This is a genomic window from Ensifer adhaerens (genome assembly GCF_020035535.1).
Taxonomy (GTDB): domain Bacteria; phylum Pseudomonadota; class Alphaproteobacteria; order Rhizobiales; family Rhizobiaceae; genus Ensifer.
The window spans coordinates 2832163-2848062 of the sequence record NZ_CP083349.1 but is presented as its reverse complement, the minus strand read 5'-3'; the positions used below and the strand labels follow the sequence as shown (position 1 = coordinate 2848062).

Sequence of the window (15900 nt, the reverse complement as noted above, 5' to 3'; positions counted from 1 at the left end):
GGTTTTTCGACCGTACCCGTCCAACCCAGGATACCAGGAGGCAGGCATGCTGGCTTTGCGGCCCAACTGCGAGTGCTGCGACAAGGATTTGCCGCCCGATAGCCGGGTGGCGATGATATGCACGTTCGGATGTACTTTCTGCATCGATTGCGCCGAGGGAATGCTTGCTGGCGCTTGCCCGAATTGCGGCGGCGAATTCACGCGCCGCCCGGTGCGCCCGGTGGCCCTGCTTGAAAAGTATCCGGCCTCGACCGAGCGCGTGCTGAAGCCACAGGGCTGCGCCGGTGTGAAGGCAGCTTGAGGAGAGAACCATGATCCCAGGAGAAATCATCGCGGCTGCCGGAGAGATCGAGCTGAATGCCGGCCTCGACACGACAACCATCGAGGTTGCCAATACCGGTGACCGGCCGATCCAGGTCGGCAGCCACTACCATTTTGCCGAAACCAATGCCGGACTGCAGTTCGATCGGAAGGCGGCCTACGGCCAGCGGCTGGATATTCCGGCCGGCACAGCTGTGCGTTTCGAGCCGGGCCAGACGCGCCAGGTGACGCTGATCCCGCTGTCCGGCAAGCGCGAGGTCTATGGCTTCCGCCAGCAGGTGATGGGCAAGCTATGAGATGCCTCGCGATATTTGCCATTGCTCTCGTTCTGCCGCTGGCATCCGCTCTGGCGCAGGAAGACGAGGTCGACTGCCAGAACGCGGTGACGCAGATGGACATGAACATCTGTGCCAACAAGGACTACGAGGCGGCCGATGTGGAATTGAACAAGGTCTACAAGCAGGCCTTGGCTGCGACGCAGGCGCAGGACAAGGAGCTTGCCGAGATCGACGCGAACTACGTTGGTGCGGAGGAGGCACTGAAGAAGGCTCAGCGTGCCTGGATCGGTTACCGTGACGGCCAATGCGAACTTTCGGGTTTCGAAGCCCGCGGTGGCTCGATGGAGCCAATGCTCGTCTCCGGTTGCCTGACCGAACTGACGAGGGCCCGGACGAAGGAACTCCAGGCCATTGCCGAGCCTGAGGGAAACTAGAACGTGAGCCGCGGCCGCACCATCATGATCGTGGGCAATGGCGACGTGCCTGACGGCGCTTCCACTGTGATCGACGCCGCCGATCTCGTCGTGCGCTTCAACGATTGCCGCTCCGTCGGCTCCGGCGGCCACAGGACCGATATCGTCGCCGTCTGCAACACCGGCCGCCCCGGTCTCGCCATGCTCGGCGGCGGCCGTTGGAAGACGAGCGCGCCGGTGCGCCAGGCGCGTGAATTCTGGTGCGTTCGATCGGGAGCGAAGTTTGCCGCCATGCGTGCCGGGCTCGCCGAAACACATCCGGACCTCGACGATTTCTGCGACGACTATACAGTCGGCTTCGAGAGCTTCAGCCGCTCGACCAAGCGCGGCTTCCGCGTCGTCCCCGCGGCGGTGCATGATCAAGTAGATCATCACCTCGCCGGCTTTTCACCGGATCCCTATGTCGTTCCGTCCAGCGGCCTGATCGTCATTGCCGACATCCTGTCCAACATCGCGACTGGAGATGACGATGTCGTCCTTGCAGGCTTCGGCCACATAGGCTGGCAGTGGCATCCCTTTCCCGCCGAGCGCCGTTATGTCGATGCGCTGGCCGCGGGTGGTCGTCTTCGCCGCCTCCATTCCATTTCTTCTTCGTCCCAAGGAGCCTGAACCATGCCCTACAAGATGTCGCCTGCGGCCTATGCCAACATGTTCGGCCCGACGGTTGGCGACAAGGTGCGGCTCGCCGATACCGAGCTTTTCATCGAGGTGGAGAAGGATTTCACCACCTATGGGGAGGAGGTGAAGTTCGGCGGCGGCAAGGTTATTCGCGATGGCATGGGGCAGAGCCAGCTGACGCGCGCCGAGGGCGCAGTCGATACCGTCATTACCAATGCGCTGATCGTCGACCACTGGGGCATCGTCAAGGCGGATATCGGCCTCAAGGACGGGCGGATCGCAGGCATCGGCAAGGCCGGTAACCCGGATACGCAGCCGGGCGTGACCGTCATCGTCGGCCCCGGCACCGAGGTGATCGCCGGCGAAGGCAAGATCATCACTGCGGGCGGCATGGACAGCCACATCCACTACATCTGCCCGCAGCAGATTGAGGAAGCGCTGGTGAGCGGGCTCACCTGCATGCTCGGCGGCGGCGCCGGGCCTGGGCATGGTACGCTCGCAACCACCTGCACGTCCGGACCCTGGCATCTCGCCCGCATGATCGAGGCGGCCGACGGCCTGCCGATGAACATCGCTTTTGCCGGCAAGGGCAATGCCTCGCAGCCGGGCGCCCTGGTGGAAATGGTGCTCGCCGGCGCCACCTCGTTGAAACTGCATGAGGATTGGGGCTCGACGCCGGCGGCGATCGACTGCTGCCTCAGCGTCGCCGACGAATACGACGTGCAGGTGATGATCCACACGGACACGCTGAACGAGAGCGGCTTCGTCGAGGATACGATCGCGGCGATCAAGGGCCGCACCATACATGCCTTCCACACGGAAGGTGCCGGCGGTGGCCACGCGCCCGACATCATCAAAATCTGCGGCCAGCCGAACGTCATTCCGTCCTCGACCAACCCGACGCGGCCCTACACCAAGAATACGCTCGCCGAGCATCTGGACATGCTGATGGTCTGCCATCACCTGTCGCCATCGATCCCTGAAGACATCGCTTTTGCCGAAAGCCGCATCCGCAAGGAAACGATCGCGGCCGAAGACATCCTGCATGATATCGGCGCCTTCTCGATCATCTCTTCCGACAGCCAGGCCATGGGCCGCGTCGGCGAGGTGGCGATCCGTACCTGGCAGACCGCCGACAAGATGAAACGCCAGCGTGGGCCACTGCCGCAGGAAACCGGCGACAACGACAATTTCCGGGTGAAGCGCTACATCGCCAAATACACGATCAACCCGGCGATCGCCCACGGCCTCAGCCATGAGATCGGCTCGATCGAAGTCGGAAAGCGCGCCGATCTCGTCATCTGGAACCCGGCTTTCTTCGGCGTGAAGCCCGATTTCGTGCTCCTCGGCGGCTCGATTGCGATGGCCCCGATGGGGGATCCGAACGCCTCGATCCCGACGCCGCAGCCGGTGCACTACCGCCCGATGTTCGCCACCCTTGGCAAAAGCCGCACGAGTTCCTCCGTCACCTTCGTCTCGCAGGCTTCGCTGGATGCCGGCCTTGCCGGCAAGCTCGGCGTTGCCAAGCAGCTCGTGGCCGTCAGGAACACCCGCGGCGGCATCGGCAAAGGGTCGATGATCCACAACAGCCTGCTGCCGCACATCGAGGTGGACCCGGAGACCTATGAGGTGCGCGCCGACGGCGAGTTGCTGACCTGCGAACCGGCGACGATCGTCCCGATGGCACAGCGCTACTTCCTGTTCTGAGCCCGCAGGGACGGAGCATGAAGCGTAGCCTGAAATGGGCCTCTCTCGGCCTACTGGCGGCGGTGCTTGCGGTCGTTCTCGGAACGCTCCTGCCGCGGCCGCTTTTGCCCATTTCCGCCTCTGCGGCGGGAGCCGGGGCCACGCGCATCCTGGTGCTTTCGGGGCCGATCCACACCGATATCGCCGTGCCCTTGACGGACGAAACGAGAGAGCGGTTCGGCTTCATCGAGCCGGCAGGCGTGCCACTTGCGCATCCGCAGGCACAATGGCTGATCTTCGGTTGGGGCGGGCGTTCCTTCTATCTGGAAACGCCGACCTGGTCGGAGCTGAAGGCGGTGCCGGTCTTCAGGGCGCTGACACTCGACCGGTCGGTAATGCATGTCGATATCGCTGGCCGGATCGTCGAGCCGCAGGCCTCCGTCGCCGGCTTCGAGCTCGACGAAGCGGGATACGATCGGCTGCTCGACTTTATCGCCGAGAGTTTTACGCGAGACGCCGGGACCGTCGTTCCGATCGACGGTTTTTCCTACAATGGCAACGACCGCTTCTTCGAGGCCGAGGGCAGTTTCAACGCGCTCTTCGGCTGCAACACCTGGACGGCGAGGGCGTTGCGTGAAGCAGGTTTGCGCACGGGTCTGTGGAACCCGTTGCCCCCAAGTCTTGGGTTGTCGTTGCGCATCCATAACTGAGGCGCTCACCGTGAAAAAAGAGCCATGCGGTCATCGCATGGCTGCCATGCCCGCATGTGAATCGGGGCCTTTCATGCTGCGCCGTAGCGGAATTTCCGGTAGGAAAGCGGCTGATCTTTCTCGGTCCGCCAGGCGCTCCTCCCAGGACCTGCCGACCGGGAATCGCACGAGAGCGGGATGCGGTCATCCGCTGGTACTCGCTCTAACTTATGAGAGACGATCACGTTTATGATCTTGGTCGAGCCGACCAAAATCATGGTGATCTCAAGGAGATGACGATGCTTGGCAGAAAAGTACCCGCTGTAACGTTCCGCACCCGCGTTCGCGACGAGGCCATTGGCGGCTCGAACCCGTTCCGCTGGGAGGACGTGTCCTCCGACGATTACTTCGCCGGTAAGCGCGTCGTGCTGTTTTCGCTGCCGGGCGCGTTCACGCCGACCTGCTCGACCTTTCAGCTGCCGGACTTCGAAAAGCTGACGGCCGATTTCCGCGCCGAAGGCATCGACGAGATCTACTGCATCTCGGTCAACGATGCGTTTGTCATGAACGCCTGGGGCAAGTCCCAGAGCCTTGAAAACGTCAAGCTGATCCCGGACGGTTCGGGCGAATTCACCCGCAAGATGGGCATGCTGGTCGCCAAGGACAATCTCGGCTTCGGCATGCGCTCCTGGCGCTATGCTGCCGTCGTCAACAACGGTGTCGTCGAGCAGTGGTTCGAAGAAGAAGGCTATTCCGACAACTGCGACAGCGACCCCTATGGCGTTTCCTCGCCGCAGAACATTCTGGAGACGCTGAAGTCTCAGAAGCTTGCTGCGTGATGGCAAGGACATATCGTTCCTGATTTGAGAAAGCCCGAAGATCGGTTCCGATCTTCGGGCTTTTTCTTGTTCGGCGTGTACAATGCGGTCCCCTTGGAAAACGGCTCTGTGACTGGCGCAGGAGCTTTTTCTTGCTAGACTGGCGGATAGAAAAGATATCGAGGGTTCAATGGTTTACATTATCGCCTACCTGACCGCACATCCGGGTAAAGGGGATGAAGTGGTGTCGCTGGCCGCACCGCTGATCGAGGCCACGCGGCGCGAAGCCGGCTGCATCACCTATGACCTTTATCGGAAGCCCGCTGATCCCGATGCGCTGGTGTTTGTCGAGACCTGGCAGAACAAGGCGGCGGTCGACGCGCATTTCGAAGAGCCGCACCTCAAAGCCTTCCAGGCGGCAATGGCGGACCTGCTCATTGAGGCACGTATCGAGCTCGTGACGCCGGAAAAGGTCGAGGTGCTCTGAAATGCCGTATCGTTCGACAGAGGTGCTTTCGCCTGGGCCTGCCGACAAGTCGCCGCTCCATAGCGTGACGCTGACGCACGACGCGCGACATCTGCGCCGCAAGCTGCTGCATCTCGAAAACGACGATGTGGTGATGCTGGATCTGAGGGAACCGGTCATGCTCGCCGATGGCGATCTCCTGGTACTCGACGGTGGCGGCTACATCCGGATCGTTGCGGCACCTGAGGCACTCTACGAGATTCGCCCGCGTGACCCGCTGCATCTCATCGAACTCGCCTGGCATCTCGGCAATCGCCACCTGACGGCGCAGATCGAGCAGAACCGCATTCTGATTACCCGCGATCCGGTGATCCGTCAGATGCTCGAAGGACTGGGTGCGGCGGTGACCGAGGTTTCTGAACCCTTCCAGCCGCTGCGCGGCGCATACCATGCCGGCGGTCACAACCATGGCCACGGCAATCACCACCATGGCTGAACGGGTCGATACGCAGGCACTGCTTCGCCTCGTCACATGGATGTCGCCGGCCTTTCCGGTCGGAGCCTTCTCCTATTCCAGCGGGCTTGAACAGGCGGTTCATGACTGCCAGGTCACGGACGCGGCCGAGCTTCGCAACTGGCTTGAGACGGTCATCTGCCTCGGCTCCGGCTGGAACGATGCGCTGCTTCTTGCCGAGAGCTATCGCGCCGTGAACGATCATGTCCGGTTGGCTGCGGCGGCAGAGCTTGCCGAAGCCCTGGCTGGGAGCCGTGAGCGACATACGGAAATCATGCTGCAGGGTCAGGCGTTTCTGGCCGCCGCACGCTCATGGCCGCACCCGCTTCTTGATGCGCTCCCGGAGACTATCGCCTATCCGGTGGCGGTCGGTGCCGTGGCCGGGGCCCATGAAACGGGTCTTGAGCCTGCGCTTGCCGCCTATCTGAACGCCGCCGTTTCGAACGCCGTTTCGGTGGCGATCCGCTGCGGCGTCACGGGCCAGCGCGATGGAGTCGGCGTCATCGCGGCGCTTGAGCCGGTTATCGCGGCGACGGCGAGCAAGGCCGCCGGCGCTTCGCTCGAAGATCTCGGCTCGGCCACGATCATCGCGGATATTTCGGCCTTGAGACACGAAACCCTGCATTCGCGGCTCTTCCGCTCGTGACACCGTAGAACTGCGCAATTCCGGACGGAAAGCCCATCCCACTTTCTCCGGAATGCTTCACCTGAAAGGACATCCAGATGGCATCGAAGAACGGTCCCCTTCGCGTCGGTATCGGCGGGCCGGTGGGCTCAGGCAAGACGGCGCTCACCGACAAGCTCTGCAAGGCAATGCGGGAGAAATACTCCGTCGCCGTCGTCACCAACGACATCTACACCAAGGAAGACGCAGAAGCCCTGGTGCGCATGCAGGCGCTGCCGTCCGATCGCATCGTCGGCGTCGAGACCGGCGGCTGCCCGCATACGGCGATCCGCGAGGACGCCACGATCAATCTGCAGGCCATCGCCGATCTCAACCGGCGCATTCCCGATCTCGACGTCGTCTTCATCGAATCCGGCGGCGACAATCTCGCGGCAACCTTTTCGCCTGATCTTGCTGACCTGACTATCTATGTCATCTCGGTCTGCCAGGGTGAGGAGATCCCGCGCAAGGGCGGGCCGGGCATCACCAAGTCGGATCTGCTTGTCATCAACAAGAAGGACCTAGCTCCCTATGTCGGGGCCGATCTCGACGTGATGCAGCGGGATGCGACGCGGATGCGGGAAGAAAAGCCCTTCGTTTTCACCGACATGAAGCGCGGCGACGGCATCAACCGGATCGTCGATTTCCTGACGCTACACGGCGGCCTTTGACGCTGCCAACGCATGACAGCTGAACCTCTGTCGGCTGTCAGAAGCGCTCCAATGCCTGCCGGTCATGGATCTCGATGACGCGACCCTTGACCGTGACGCCTGAGCGGCGGAGTGCCGAGAAGGCGCGCGAGAGTGCTTCCGGCGCCAGGCCCAGTTTTCCGGCCAGTACATTCTTCTGGAAGGGCAGGCGGAAGGAGAAGTTCGTAATCCCATCGGGGCAGTTTCCGAGGATGTAGCTGGCAACCCGCTGCGGCGCCGTGAGCAGCCGGTCTTCCGCCAGGCAATCCTCGGCCATCTGCGCGTGCCGGCACAGGAGCTGCATCAGCGCGTCAGCGATTTCAGGTGTCTGCTCGGCAAGCTTGCGCAGCTTGCGGCTGTCGATCCGGGCAAGCATCGTCGTTTCGATCGCCTGCGCGTTGACCGTTGCGCGGTTGCCAAGGAACATGGCGCTTTCACCGAAAAGCTCGCCTCTCGGAAAAACGGCGATATCGGCTTCGCGCCCGTCCTTGCCCAGCCGGTAGAGGCGCACCAATCCGGAGAGGACGAAGAAGACGTGATCGAGCGGCTCGCCATAGCCAAAGAGGATATCGTGCTCCTCGTGAGTGGATACCACCACATCATCGAGAATTGCGTTCGTGGCCGCCATCGGCAGCTTCTCGAAGAAACCAGAGCCGAGCAGCACCGACCTATCGTTCGAGTTCAATCGCAACGTCTTCATCACGTCCGTCCTGAGTAAGATCCAGGTGCAAGGTAATGAAGCCCGGCGGAACGTGGTTTGACCTCGATCAAATAAAAATAACAAAAAGCCCGCGCTAGCAGGGCGCGGGCTTGTTCTTGAATTGTGACGGCTGCGAACGACGAGCCCTAAGGCCAACGATCTATTCGGCGGCGAGTGCAGGATGATTGATGACCTTGCCGCCGGATCGTCCCTTGGTCTGTTCCGATTCCAGTGTTTTCAGCCGATCTTCCAGGCCTTCGATCGTCTTGCTCTGTTCTTGCACGAGACCCGTCAGGGCCTCGCGATCGAGAGGCAGGCTCTCGTCGTCCTTCTTGCCGACGAAGCGACCGAAGATCCAGGCGAGCAGGCGCGACAGGTCATCCATGATCAGGAAGAAGGACGGCACGACGACGAGGCTTAGGATCGTCGAGACGATGATGCCGCCGATTACCGCGATTGCCATTGGCGCACGGAACGAGCCGCCTTCGCCGACGCCGAGCGCGGAGGGCAGCATGCCCGCCGACATGGCGATCGACGTCATGATGATCGGGCGGGCGCGCTTGCGGCCCGCTTCGATCATCGCCTGCGTCCGGTCCATGCCGTGATGCATCATCTCGATACCGAAGTCGACGAGCAGGATGGCGTTCTTGGTGACGATGCCCATCAGCATCAAGATGCCGATCAAGACCGGCATCGACAGTGAGTTCTGCGTCAGGATCAGTCCGGCTGCGACACCGCCCATCGCAAGCGGCAGCGAGAACAGGATGGTGAACGGCTGGATCACATCCTTGAACAGGAGGATCAGCACCACCAGCACCAGCATCAGACCAAGCAGCATGGCGTTGACGAAGCTTTGCTGCATTTCCTCCTCGACCTCTGCGTCGCCGCTTTTCAGAAGTTGAACAGTGGACGGCATCTTGGCTTCGTCCGCAATCTGCAGGAAGCGTGCGGAGGCGGTGTTGAGTGCCACGCCGATCGGTAGATCCGCGCCGAGCGCGACGACGCGGTTGCGGTCGTAGCGCTTGATCGAGCTCGGCCCCTCGGAATAGTTGATGTCGGCGACGCTCGACAGCGGCACCGTCAAGCCCGAGGCGGTCTGGATCTTCAGGTTGCGGATCGCGGCGATGTCCGTGCGGAAATCCCGGTTGACCTGAACGCGGATCGGGATCAGCCGACCATCGAGCGCAATTTTCGTCAGGGCGGCGTCGATGTCGCCAATGGTGGCGACACGGATGACTTCCGAGATCTGCGCGGTGGTGATGCCGAGGCGCGACATCTGCTCGTCACGCGGACGGATCTGCAACTCGGGACGGGGGAGTGCGCCGTCCGGGCTGACATTGGCGAGCAACGGATCGCTGCGCAGCTTCCCTTCCAGAATGCCGACGGCCTTGTCGAGATCGGCTTCGTTGTTGGAAAGCAGATTGAACGACAGTTCCCGCTCGCCGCGGTCGTTGAGCTTGATCACCCGGACATCCGGCAAATCGCGCACGCGGGCAAAGATCTCCTTCTCGATCTGCGACTGCGGTATGATGCGCCCCGACGGCGGCAACTTCGGCAAATACGGGCCGACGACCGGCAGCTTGCCGAAGACGTCGTTGACGACCTTATTCAAGAGCGAGTGGTCGCGCTTTTCGAGCAGCACCGTCACGGTGGCCCGGCGCAGTTCCAGGTCGCCCTTAGGCGAGGCACCGCCAAGCACGAACACGCTTTCGACGCCGTCCAGGTCCTTGACCCTTTCGTAGATCTGCGCGGTCGTGCGGTCGGTGTCTTCCAGCATGGCGTCAGGCGCCAGTTCGACGGACAGGCTGACACGCGACGTGTCGTCCGGAGGCAGGAACCCGCCGGGCACGAACATGAACAGAGCGACCATGGAGGCCACGGTCACGCCGATCGCGATGAGCACCGTCAGGTAGCGCATGTACCAGCGCTTCGTCGTCGCATGAACCAGACGCGTGTAGTTGCGCATCAGAGTGCCGTCTTCGGCATGATGCCCGTCAAGTTTGGAAGGACGCATCATATAGGCGGCCATGACGGGCGTTATCAGGCGTGCGACGAGCAGCGAGAAGAAGACCGAAACGGCCACGGTCAGGCCAAACTGGATGAAGTACTGGCCAACAATCCCCGGCATGAACGACACCGGGATGAAAACCGCGATGATCGTGAACGTGGTTGCGATCACCGCGAGGCCGATTTCATCCGCCGCTTCGATCGCAGCCCGGTAGGGCGACTTGCCCATATGGATATGCCGCTCGATATTCTCGATCTCGACGATGGCGTCGTCCACAAGGATGCCGGTTGCAAGTGTCAGTGCGAGGAAGCTGACGAGATTGAGCGAGAAGCCGAGCAGTTCCATGACCCAGAAGGTCGGGACGGCAGACAACGGCAAGGCGATGGCGCAAATCAGCGTGGCCCGCCAGTTGCGCAGGAAGAGCATGACGACGATGACGGCGAGCAGCGCGCCCTCCATCAGCGTGTCCAGCGCCGCTTCATAGTTGCCGTAGGTGAAGTAGACGGAATCGTCGACCATCTCGATGGTGACGTCAGGGTTCGCCGCACGGATCTTTTCGAGCGACTTGGCAACGGTTTCGGCGACGCTCACCTCGCTGGCGCCCTTGGCGCGGAAGACCGCAAAGGTCACGCCGGGATTGCCGTTAAAGCGCGAGAAGGAGCGGGGCTCCTCATAGGTATCGGTAACGGTGCCGAGTTCGGAGAGCCGAACGAAGCGGCCGCTCGGCACCGAGATCATCGTGTTGGCGAGCTGGTCGACGTTGCGGGCGTCACCGAGTGTGCGGATCGCCTGTTCGCTGCCGCCCACCTGACCGCGTCCGGACCCCAGGTCCATGTTCATGCGGCGGAGCTGGCCGTTGACGTCGGCGGCGGTGATGCCGAGCGAATTCAGCTTGTCTTCATTGAGCTCGACGCGAACTTCGCGGTCGGCGCCGCCGTAGCGGTCGACGCGCCCGATGCCGCTTTTACCCTGGATTTCGCGCTTGATGACGTCATCGACGAACCAGGAGAGTTCTTCCAGCGACATGCCGGGTGCGGAAACCGAGAAGGTCTGGATCGCTTGACCCTCGACGTCGACCTTCGAGACGATCGGTTCTTCGATCGAGGTGGGCAGGTCGCCGCGGATACGGTCGATGGCGTCCTTGACGTCCTGCACTGCCTGCGTCGTCGGTACTTCCATGCGGAAGATGACGGCCGTGGTCGACGTTCCGTCGTTGATGGTCGACTGGATATGGTCGACGCCGGTGACGCTGGCGACCGCGTCCTCGATTTCCTTGGTGACCTGGGTTTCGAGTTCGGCCGGCGATGCGCCGCTCTGCGCCACGCTGATCGATACGATCGGCACGTCGATGTTGGGGAAGCGTGTGATCGGCAGACGCACGAACGACTGATAGCCGAGTACGAGCAGCACAACGAAGGCGAGGATCGGAGCGATCGGATTTCGGATGGACCAGGCTGAGAAGTTCATGGTCACGCTTCCTGTCAGTTGGTCGCGGGTTGCGCTGATTTGACGGGGTTGATGTGGTCGCCGTCGCGTACATAGGCGCCGGCCCGGGCCACGACCTCCTCTCCGGCCTTCAAGCCATCGAGAACCTCGATGAACTTGCCGTCGGAAATCCCTGTCTTGACCGGCAGGATGCGGATGACGCCGTTTTCGACCTTGCGAACAATGGTGCGGCCGTTCTCATTGGTAACGGCCGTTTGCGGCAGAACCACCGTCTGCTTCTGTTCGGCGGTGATCAGCGCGCTTGCATACATGCCGGCGCGTGCCTTCTCGGTATCCGCCAGGCTGATGAAGACGGTGCCGAGGCGGCTGATGGGATCGACCGTCGGGGCGATCAGACGGATCGTGCCCTCGACCTTGGTGTTGCCGCCAGCGAGCGTCACGATAGCCGGCTGGCCGACCGCGAGCTTGATGATATCGGCTTCCGCGACGTCTGCCTTCATCTCGATCGCGCCATCGCGGATCATGGCGAAGAGCGGCTCGCTATTGCCGGTGGCGATTGCGCCGACCTTGGCGTTCTTGGCCGAGATGACACCGCTGACAGGGGCCTTGACCGAGGTGCGGGCGAGGCGAAGATCGATGTCGTCGATCTGCGCTTCGGCTACCTTGATGTCGGCATTGGCAACGGCGACGGCCTGCTCGGCAGACAGGACGCGCGCCTGCGTCGCGATGGCGAGCGCGCGGACCCGGTCGGCTTCGGCCGTCGAAACGGTGCCGTTCTTGGAGAGTTCGGCGGCACGTTCGCTGACGCGCTTGGCTTCATCGTTGTTGGCCTTGGTTTCGCTGAGCTGTGCGTTCAACTGCGCAAGCCCGGCTTCTGCCTTGGCAAGCGACGCTTCGAGTTCGCTCTTCTGCAGGCGAAGCGCGTCGTCGTTGAGGACCACGAGCACGCTGCCGGCTTCGACCCTGTCGCCGACATCGACATTGAGTGTGCGGATCGAAAGACCGTCGACCATCGGGGCGACATAGACCTGTTCCACCGCCTGTATGGTTCCGGTCGCAACAACGCGGTCGCTGATCGATTGGTCGACCGCCGTGGTCACGACGATGGAGGGGAGCGCCGGCTTCGGTTGCGCCGCGTCCTCGGCCCTGGCCGGTGAAAGCGAACCAAAGGTCATCGCAGCGCACACGCTGAGAACAGGCAATACTTTTTGAGCCATCGGCTTTACAGTCCCGGCAATGGAAACAATATCGAGCGGATCACCGCTCGAGGCAGGATCCACGGGCAATCAGGCGATTTTATCACGCCGACATCGCGCCCCGGCGGATTGCACAGGGACAGGAGACTGCGCTTCTCCGCATTTCGCGCTCCGCGTGCACGGTATCAGACCGTAGACGCGGGCGGAACTGGGACCGGTTACCGCAGGCAATGCATCGGGAAAAGGGTGTCCTCCGCCATGCCTGCCTCCAACAAACATCCGGGCCTATGTAATCTCGGCTTTGGACGCTTACAAGAGTGCACGAAGCAATGGTGCCTCAATATTCAGCCTGTTCTGCGGTTATGGTTGCGATCTTGACACGATCTTGACAATGGCGAGCAAAGGTAGCGCCGTTGCCAGCTGCGTTACCACCCCCACGCCCGGTACCCGGCGGCAACTTGGCGGATGCGAACGGCCGCTAAGAAAACGGAAGAGGGCCGCACGATCATGCGGCCCTCTTTTGACGTTTTGGCTACCGTCTACTTCAGCGCGGCGTCCGTGATTTCGTGGGTCCAGGCGCCTTCCGGCTCCTTGGAGATCACGGGATCGGAACCGCCTGCAAGCAGGGACTGTACCGTGCGCTTGTAGTCGGCTTCGTCCAGCGCGCCATTCGAGCCGGAGGTCAACTTCGCCACTTCGCCCATCATGCGCTTCTGGTGCTTTTCCGTCTGTGCACCGGTGGAGTCGTTTTCAAGAACGATATCCGCGGCTTCATCCGGGTTCTGCTCGGCGTACTTCCAGCCCTTCATCGAGGCGCGCACGAACTTGACCATCTTCTCCTTGAAGGCGGCGTCCTTGAGCTTGTCTTGGAGCACGTAGAGGCCGTCTTCGAGGGTCGCGACGCCTTGATCTTCATACTTGAAGGTGACGAGGTCGTCCGGCTTGATGCCGGCGTCGATCACCTGCCAGTACTCGTTATAGGTCATGGTCGAGATGCAGGCGGCCTGCTTCTGGATCAGCGGGTCGACGTTGAAGCCCTGCTTCAGGACGGTGACACCGTTCGGGCCGCCATCGGTCGGGATTTTCAGGTGCGACATCCAGGAGAGGAACGGATACTCGTTGCCGAAGAACCAGACGCCGAGGGTCTGGCCCTTGAACTTGTCGGGGCTGGTAACGCCGGTTTCCTTGAGGCAGGTCAGCATCATGCCGGATTTCTTGAAGGGCTGGGCGATGTTGACGAGCGGTACGCCCTTCTCGCGGGTGGCAAGCGCTGAAGGCATCCAGTCGACGATCACATCTGCGCCGCCGCCGGCGATCACCTGTGCGGGGGCGATATCCGGACCGCCGGGCTTGATGTCGACGTCAAGGCCTTCCTCTTCGTAGAAGCCCTTGTCCTTGGCGACGTAATAGCCTGCGAACTGTGCCTGGGTTACCCATTTCAGCTGCAGCGTCACCTTGTCGGCGGCCTCGGCCTGGAACGCTGCGAGCGAAAAGACGCCTGCGGCGAGAAGCGATGCGAGTCTTTTGTTCATGTCAGTTCCCTCTTGTTTTTACTTCATTTTATTTAAGTTCTTTAAGCAGGCTCAGGCGCGCCCTCCGCGGATGGAAGGATGCCAGAAGGTGACAGCACGCTCGACGAGTGCGACCACCCCGTAGAAGGCAGAACCGGCGACCGCCGCAACGGCGATCTCGGCCCAGACCATGTCGACATTCATGCGTCCCACTTCCGTGGAAATCCGGAACCCCATGCCGACGATGGGGGTCCCGAAGAACTCGGCGACGATGGCACCGATCAACGCCAGCGTCGAATTGATCTTGAGTGCGTTGAAGATGAACGGCCAGGCGGCCGGTAGGCGCAGCTTGACGAGGGTCTGCCACCAGGATGCGGCATAGGTGCGCATTAGGTCGCGCTCCATGTGGCTGGCGGCAGCAAGGCCGGCGACCGTATTCACCAGCATCGGGAAGAAGGTCATGATGACGACGACGGCGACCTTCGACTGCCAGTCGAAGCCGAACCACATCACCATGATCGGAGCGACGCCGATGACGGGGAGGGCGGAGACGAAGTTGCCGAGCGGCAGCAGGCCTTTCTGCAGGAAGGGCGACCGGTCGATGAGGATCGCGACGGCGAAGCCGAGACCGCAACCGAGGGCATAACCGATCAGGACCGCCTTCAGGAAGGTCTGGCGGAAATCGGCGCCGAGCGTCGGCAGAGAGTTGATCAGCTTGTGCCAGATCATCGAGGGGGCCGGCAGCAGCACGGATGGCACGGAGAAACCCCGCACGATGCCTTCCCAGAGGACCAGGATGGTGATGCCGAAGATCAGCGGCACGACAAAATGCGCGGCGCTTCGGGCGGCGGGGCTCTCAAAGTTCTGGCGCACCAGCCATTCGTTGAGGGCCCAGGCGGCGAGCCAGAAGACGATCGCGGCCGCGAGGATGGGAAGGTTCATGGCTTGGCTCCCATGCGCTTCAGGACGGCCGTGTGGGCGAAGCCGACGATCATGACGAGGATTGCAGCGAGGGCCGCCGCCATGAACAGTGCCGCCCAGATCTGCACCGTCTGACCGTAGTAGGAGCCGGCGAGCAGGCGGGCACCGAGGCCCGCGACGGCGCCGGTCGGCAGTTCGCCAACGATTGCGCCGACCAGCGAGATGGCGACGGCGACCTTCAGCGAGGTGAAGAGATAGGGCATCGACGAAGGCCAGCGGAGTTTCCAAAAGGTCTGTGCCGACGAAGCGTTATAGGTGTGCATCAGATCGAGCTGGATCGTCTCGGGACTGCGCAGCCCCTTTACCATGCCGACGACCACGGGGAAGAACGACAGGTAGGTGGAGATCAGCGCCTTCGGCAGCAGACCGGAGATGCCTACTGCATTGAGGACGACGATGATCATCGGTGCGACCGCGAGGATCGGGATCGTCTGGCTGGCGATCACCCAGGGCATCAGCGAGCGGTCCATGGCGCGGTTGTGCACGATGCCGACCGCAAGCAGGATACCGAGTGCCGCGCCGATGCCGAAGCCGAGCAAGGTCGCCGAAAGCGTGACCCAGGCGTGATAGACAAGGCTGCGTTTTGAGGTGATCGCCTTGTTGAAGGTAGTATCCCAGATCTCGGCGATCACCTGATGCGGCGCCGGCAGCACCGGGCGCTCCTGCGCCATGGTGTTCCGCATTATGTCGGAGAAGCTGATCTCGGTGCCGGCGCGCGCCGCCGTATCGCGCTCGAAGGGCGCGTTGAGGAAGACGACCGCGACATACCAGATGGCGATCAGCAGCAGGACGACGGTGCCGACCGGCACCAATTTGTCCCTGATGAAACTTGGTTCCTGCAT

General features: G+C 62.1%; 17 protein-coding genes. 11 read left to right on the top strand and 6 right to left on the bottom strand.

The window, feature by feature from the left end; genetic code table 11:
- Positions 1 to 46 precede the first annotated feature (46 nt).
- The 11 genes from LAC81_RS14010 (at position 47) to ureG (ending at position 7198) form a co-directional block, all read left to right on the top strand.
- A complete protein-coding gene (locus tag LAC81_RS14010; RefSeq protein WP_223725288.1) occupies positions 47 to 301 on the top strand; it encodes a DUF1272 domain-containing protein in 255 nt (84 codons plus the stop codon).
- A 10-nt stretch (positions 302 to 311) separates the two neighbouring features.
- A complete protein-coding gene (locus tag LAC81_RS14005; protein ID WP_113535658.1) occupies positions 312 to 617 on the top strand; it encodes an urease subunit beta in 306 nt (101 codons plus the stop codon).
- Complete coding sequence (locus LAC81_RS14000; RefSeq protein WP_223725287.1) at positions 614 to 1033, top strand: lysozyme inhibitor LprI family protein; 420 nt, start codon at positions 614 to 616, stop codon at positions 1031 to 1033. Before LAC81_RS14005 ends, LAC81_RS14000 begins: the two co-directional genes overlap by 4 nt.
- A 3-nt stretch (positions 1034 to 1036) precedes the next feature.
- Entirely contained in the window at positions 1037 to 1681 is a 645-nt protein-coding gene (locus tag LAC81_RS13995) for a Urease operon accessory protein (RefSeq protein ID WP_223725286.1), read from the top strand.
- Between the two features lie 3 nt (positions 1682 to 1684).
- A complete protein-coding gene (gene ureC, locus LAC81_RS13990) occupies positions 1685 to 3397 on the top strand; it encodes an urease subunit alpha (RefSeq protein ID WP_223725285.1) in 1713 nt (570 codons plus the stop codon).
- 17 nt (positions 3398 to 3414) lie between these two features.
- Positions 3415 to 4086 carry a TIGR02117 family protein gene (locus tag LAC81_RS13985; RefSeq protein WP_223725284.1) on the top strand — a complete coding sequence of 224 codons (672 nt, stop codon included), beginning with the start codon at positions 3415 to 3417 and terminating at the stop codon, positions 4084 to 4086.
- 278 nt (positions 4087 to 4364) lie between these two features.
- Positions 4365 to 4904 carry a peroxiredoxin gene (locus tag LAC81_RS13980; protein WP_223725283.1) on the top strand — a complete coding sequence of 180 codons (540 nt, stop codon included), beginning with the start codon at positions 4365 to 4367 and terminating at the stop codon, positions 4902 to 4904.
- Between the two features lie 169 nt (positions 4905 to 5073).
- Positions 5074 to 5370: a putative quinol monooxygenase gene (locus tag LAC81_RS13975; RefSeq protein WP_223725282.1), complete on the top strand. Its 297-nt coding sequence runs from the start codon at positions 5074 to 5076 to the stop codon at positions 5368 to 5370.
- Position 5371: 1 nt separating this feature from the next.
- Positions 5372 to 5845 (top strand): urease accessory protein UreE, encoded by a 474-nt coding sequence (ureE, locus tag LAC81_RS13970; RefSeq protein ID WP_223725281.1) that lies wholly within the window; start codon positions 5372 to 5374, stop codon positions 5843 to 5845.
- Positions 5838 to 6509, top strand: coding sequence for an urease accessory protein UreF (locus tag LAC81_RS13965; RefSeq protein ID WP_223727825.1), 672 nt, complete (start codon positions 5838 to 5840; stop codon positions 6507 to 6509). Before ureE ends, LAC81_RS13965 begins: the two co-directional genes overlap by 8 nt.
- Positions 6510 to 6586: 77 nt before the next feature.
- Entirely contained in the window at positions 6587 to 7198 is a 612-nt protein-coding gene (gene ureG, locus LAC81_RS13960; protein WP_223725280.1) for an urease accessory protein UreG, read from the top strand.
- A gap of 37 nt (positions 7199 to 7235) precedes the next feature.
- On the opposite strand, the gene LAC81_RS13955 is transcribed toward ureG, so the two are convergent.
- From LAC81_RS13955 to LAC81_RS13930, 6 genes are all read right to left on the bottom strand, one after another.
- Positions 7236 to 7916, bottom strand: a complete 681-nt coding sequence (locus LAC81_RS13955) for a Crp/Fnr family transcriptional regulator (RefSeq protein ID WP_223725279.1) — start codon at positions 7914 to 7916, stop codon at positions 7236 to 7238.
- 160 nt (positions 7917 to 8076) lie between these two features.
- The gene (locus tag LAC81_RS13950; RefSeq protein ID WP_223725278.1) at positions 8077 to 11391 is read right to left on the bottom strand and encodes an efflux RND transporter permease subunit; all 3315 of its coding nucleotides are present in this window, start codon (positions 11389 to 11391) and stop codon (positions 8077 to 8079) included.
- Positions 11392 to 11405: 14 nt separating this feature from the next.
- Positions 11406 to 12587 (bottom strand): efflux RND transporter periplasmic adaptor subunit, encoded by a 1182-nt coding sequence (locus LAC81_RS13945; protein ID WP_223725277.1) that lies wholly within the window; start codon positions 12585 to 12587, stop codon positions 11406 to 11408.
- 518 nt (positions 12588 to 13105) lie between these two features.
- The gene (locus tag LAC81_RS13940; protein ID WP_113535646.1) at positions 13106 to 14098 is read right to left on the bottom strand and encodes an ABC transporter substrate-binding protein; all 993 of its coding nucleotides are present in this window, start codon (positions 14096 to 14098) and stop codon (positions 13106 to 13108) included.
- Positions 14099 to 14149: 51 nt separating this feature from the next.
- Positions 14150 to 15019: an ABC transporter permease gene (locus LAC81_RS13935; RefSeq protein WP_223725276.1), complete on the bottom strand. Its 870-nt coding sequence runs from the start codon at positions 15017 to 15019 to the stop codon at positions 14150 to 14152.
- The gene (locus LAC81_RS13930) at positions 15016 to 15900 is read right to left on the bottom strand and encodes an ABC transporter permease (protein WP_223725275.1); all 885 of its coding nucleotides are present in this window, start codon (positions 15898 to 15900) and stop codon (positions 15016 to 15018) included. The genes LAC81_RS13935 and LAC81_RS13930 overlap by 4 nt, the downstream gene beginning before the upstream one ends.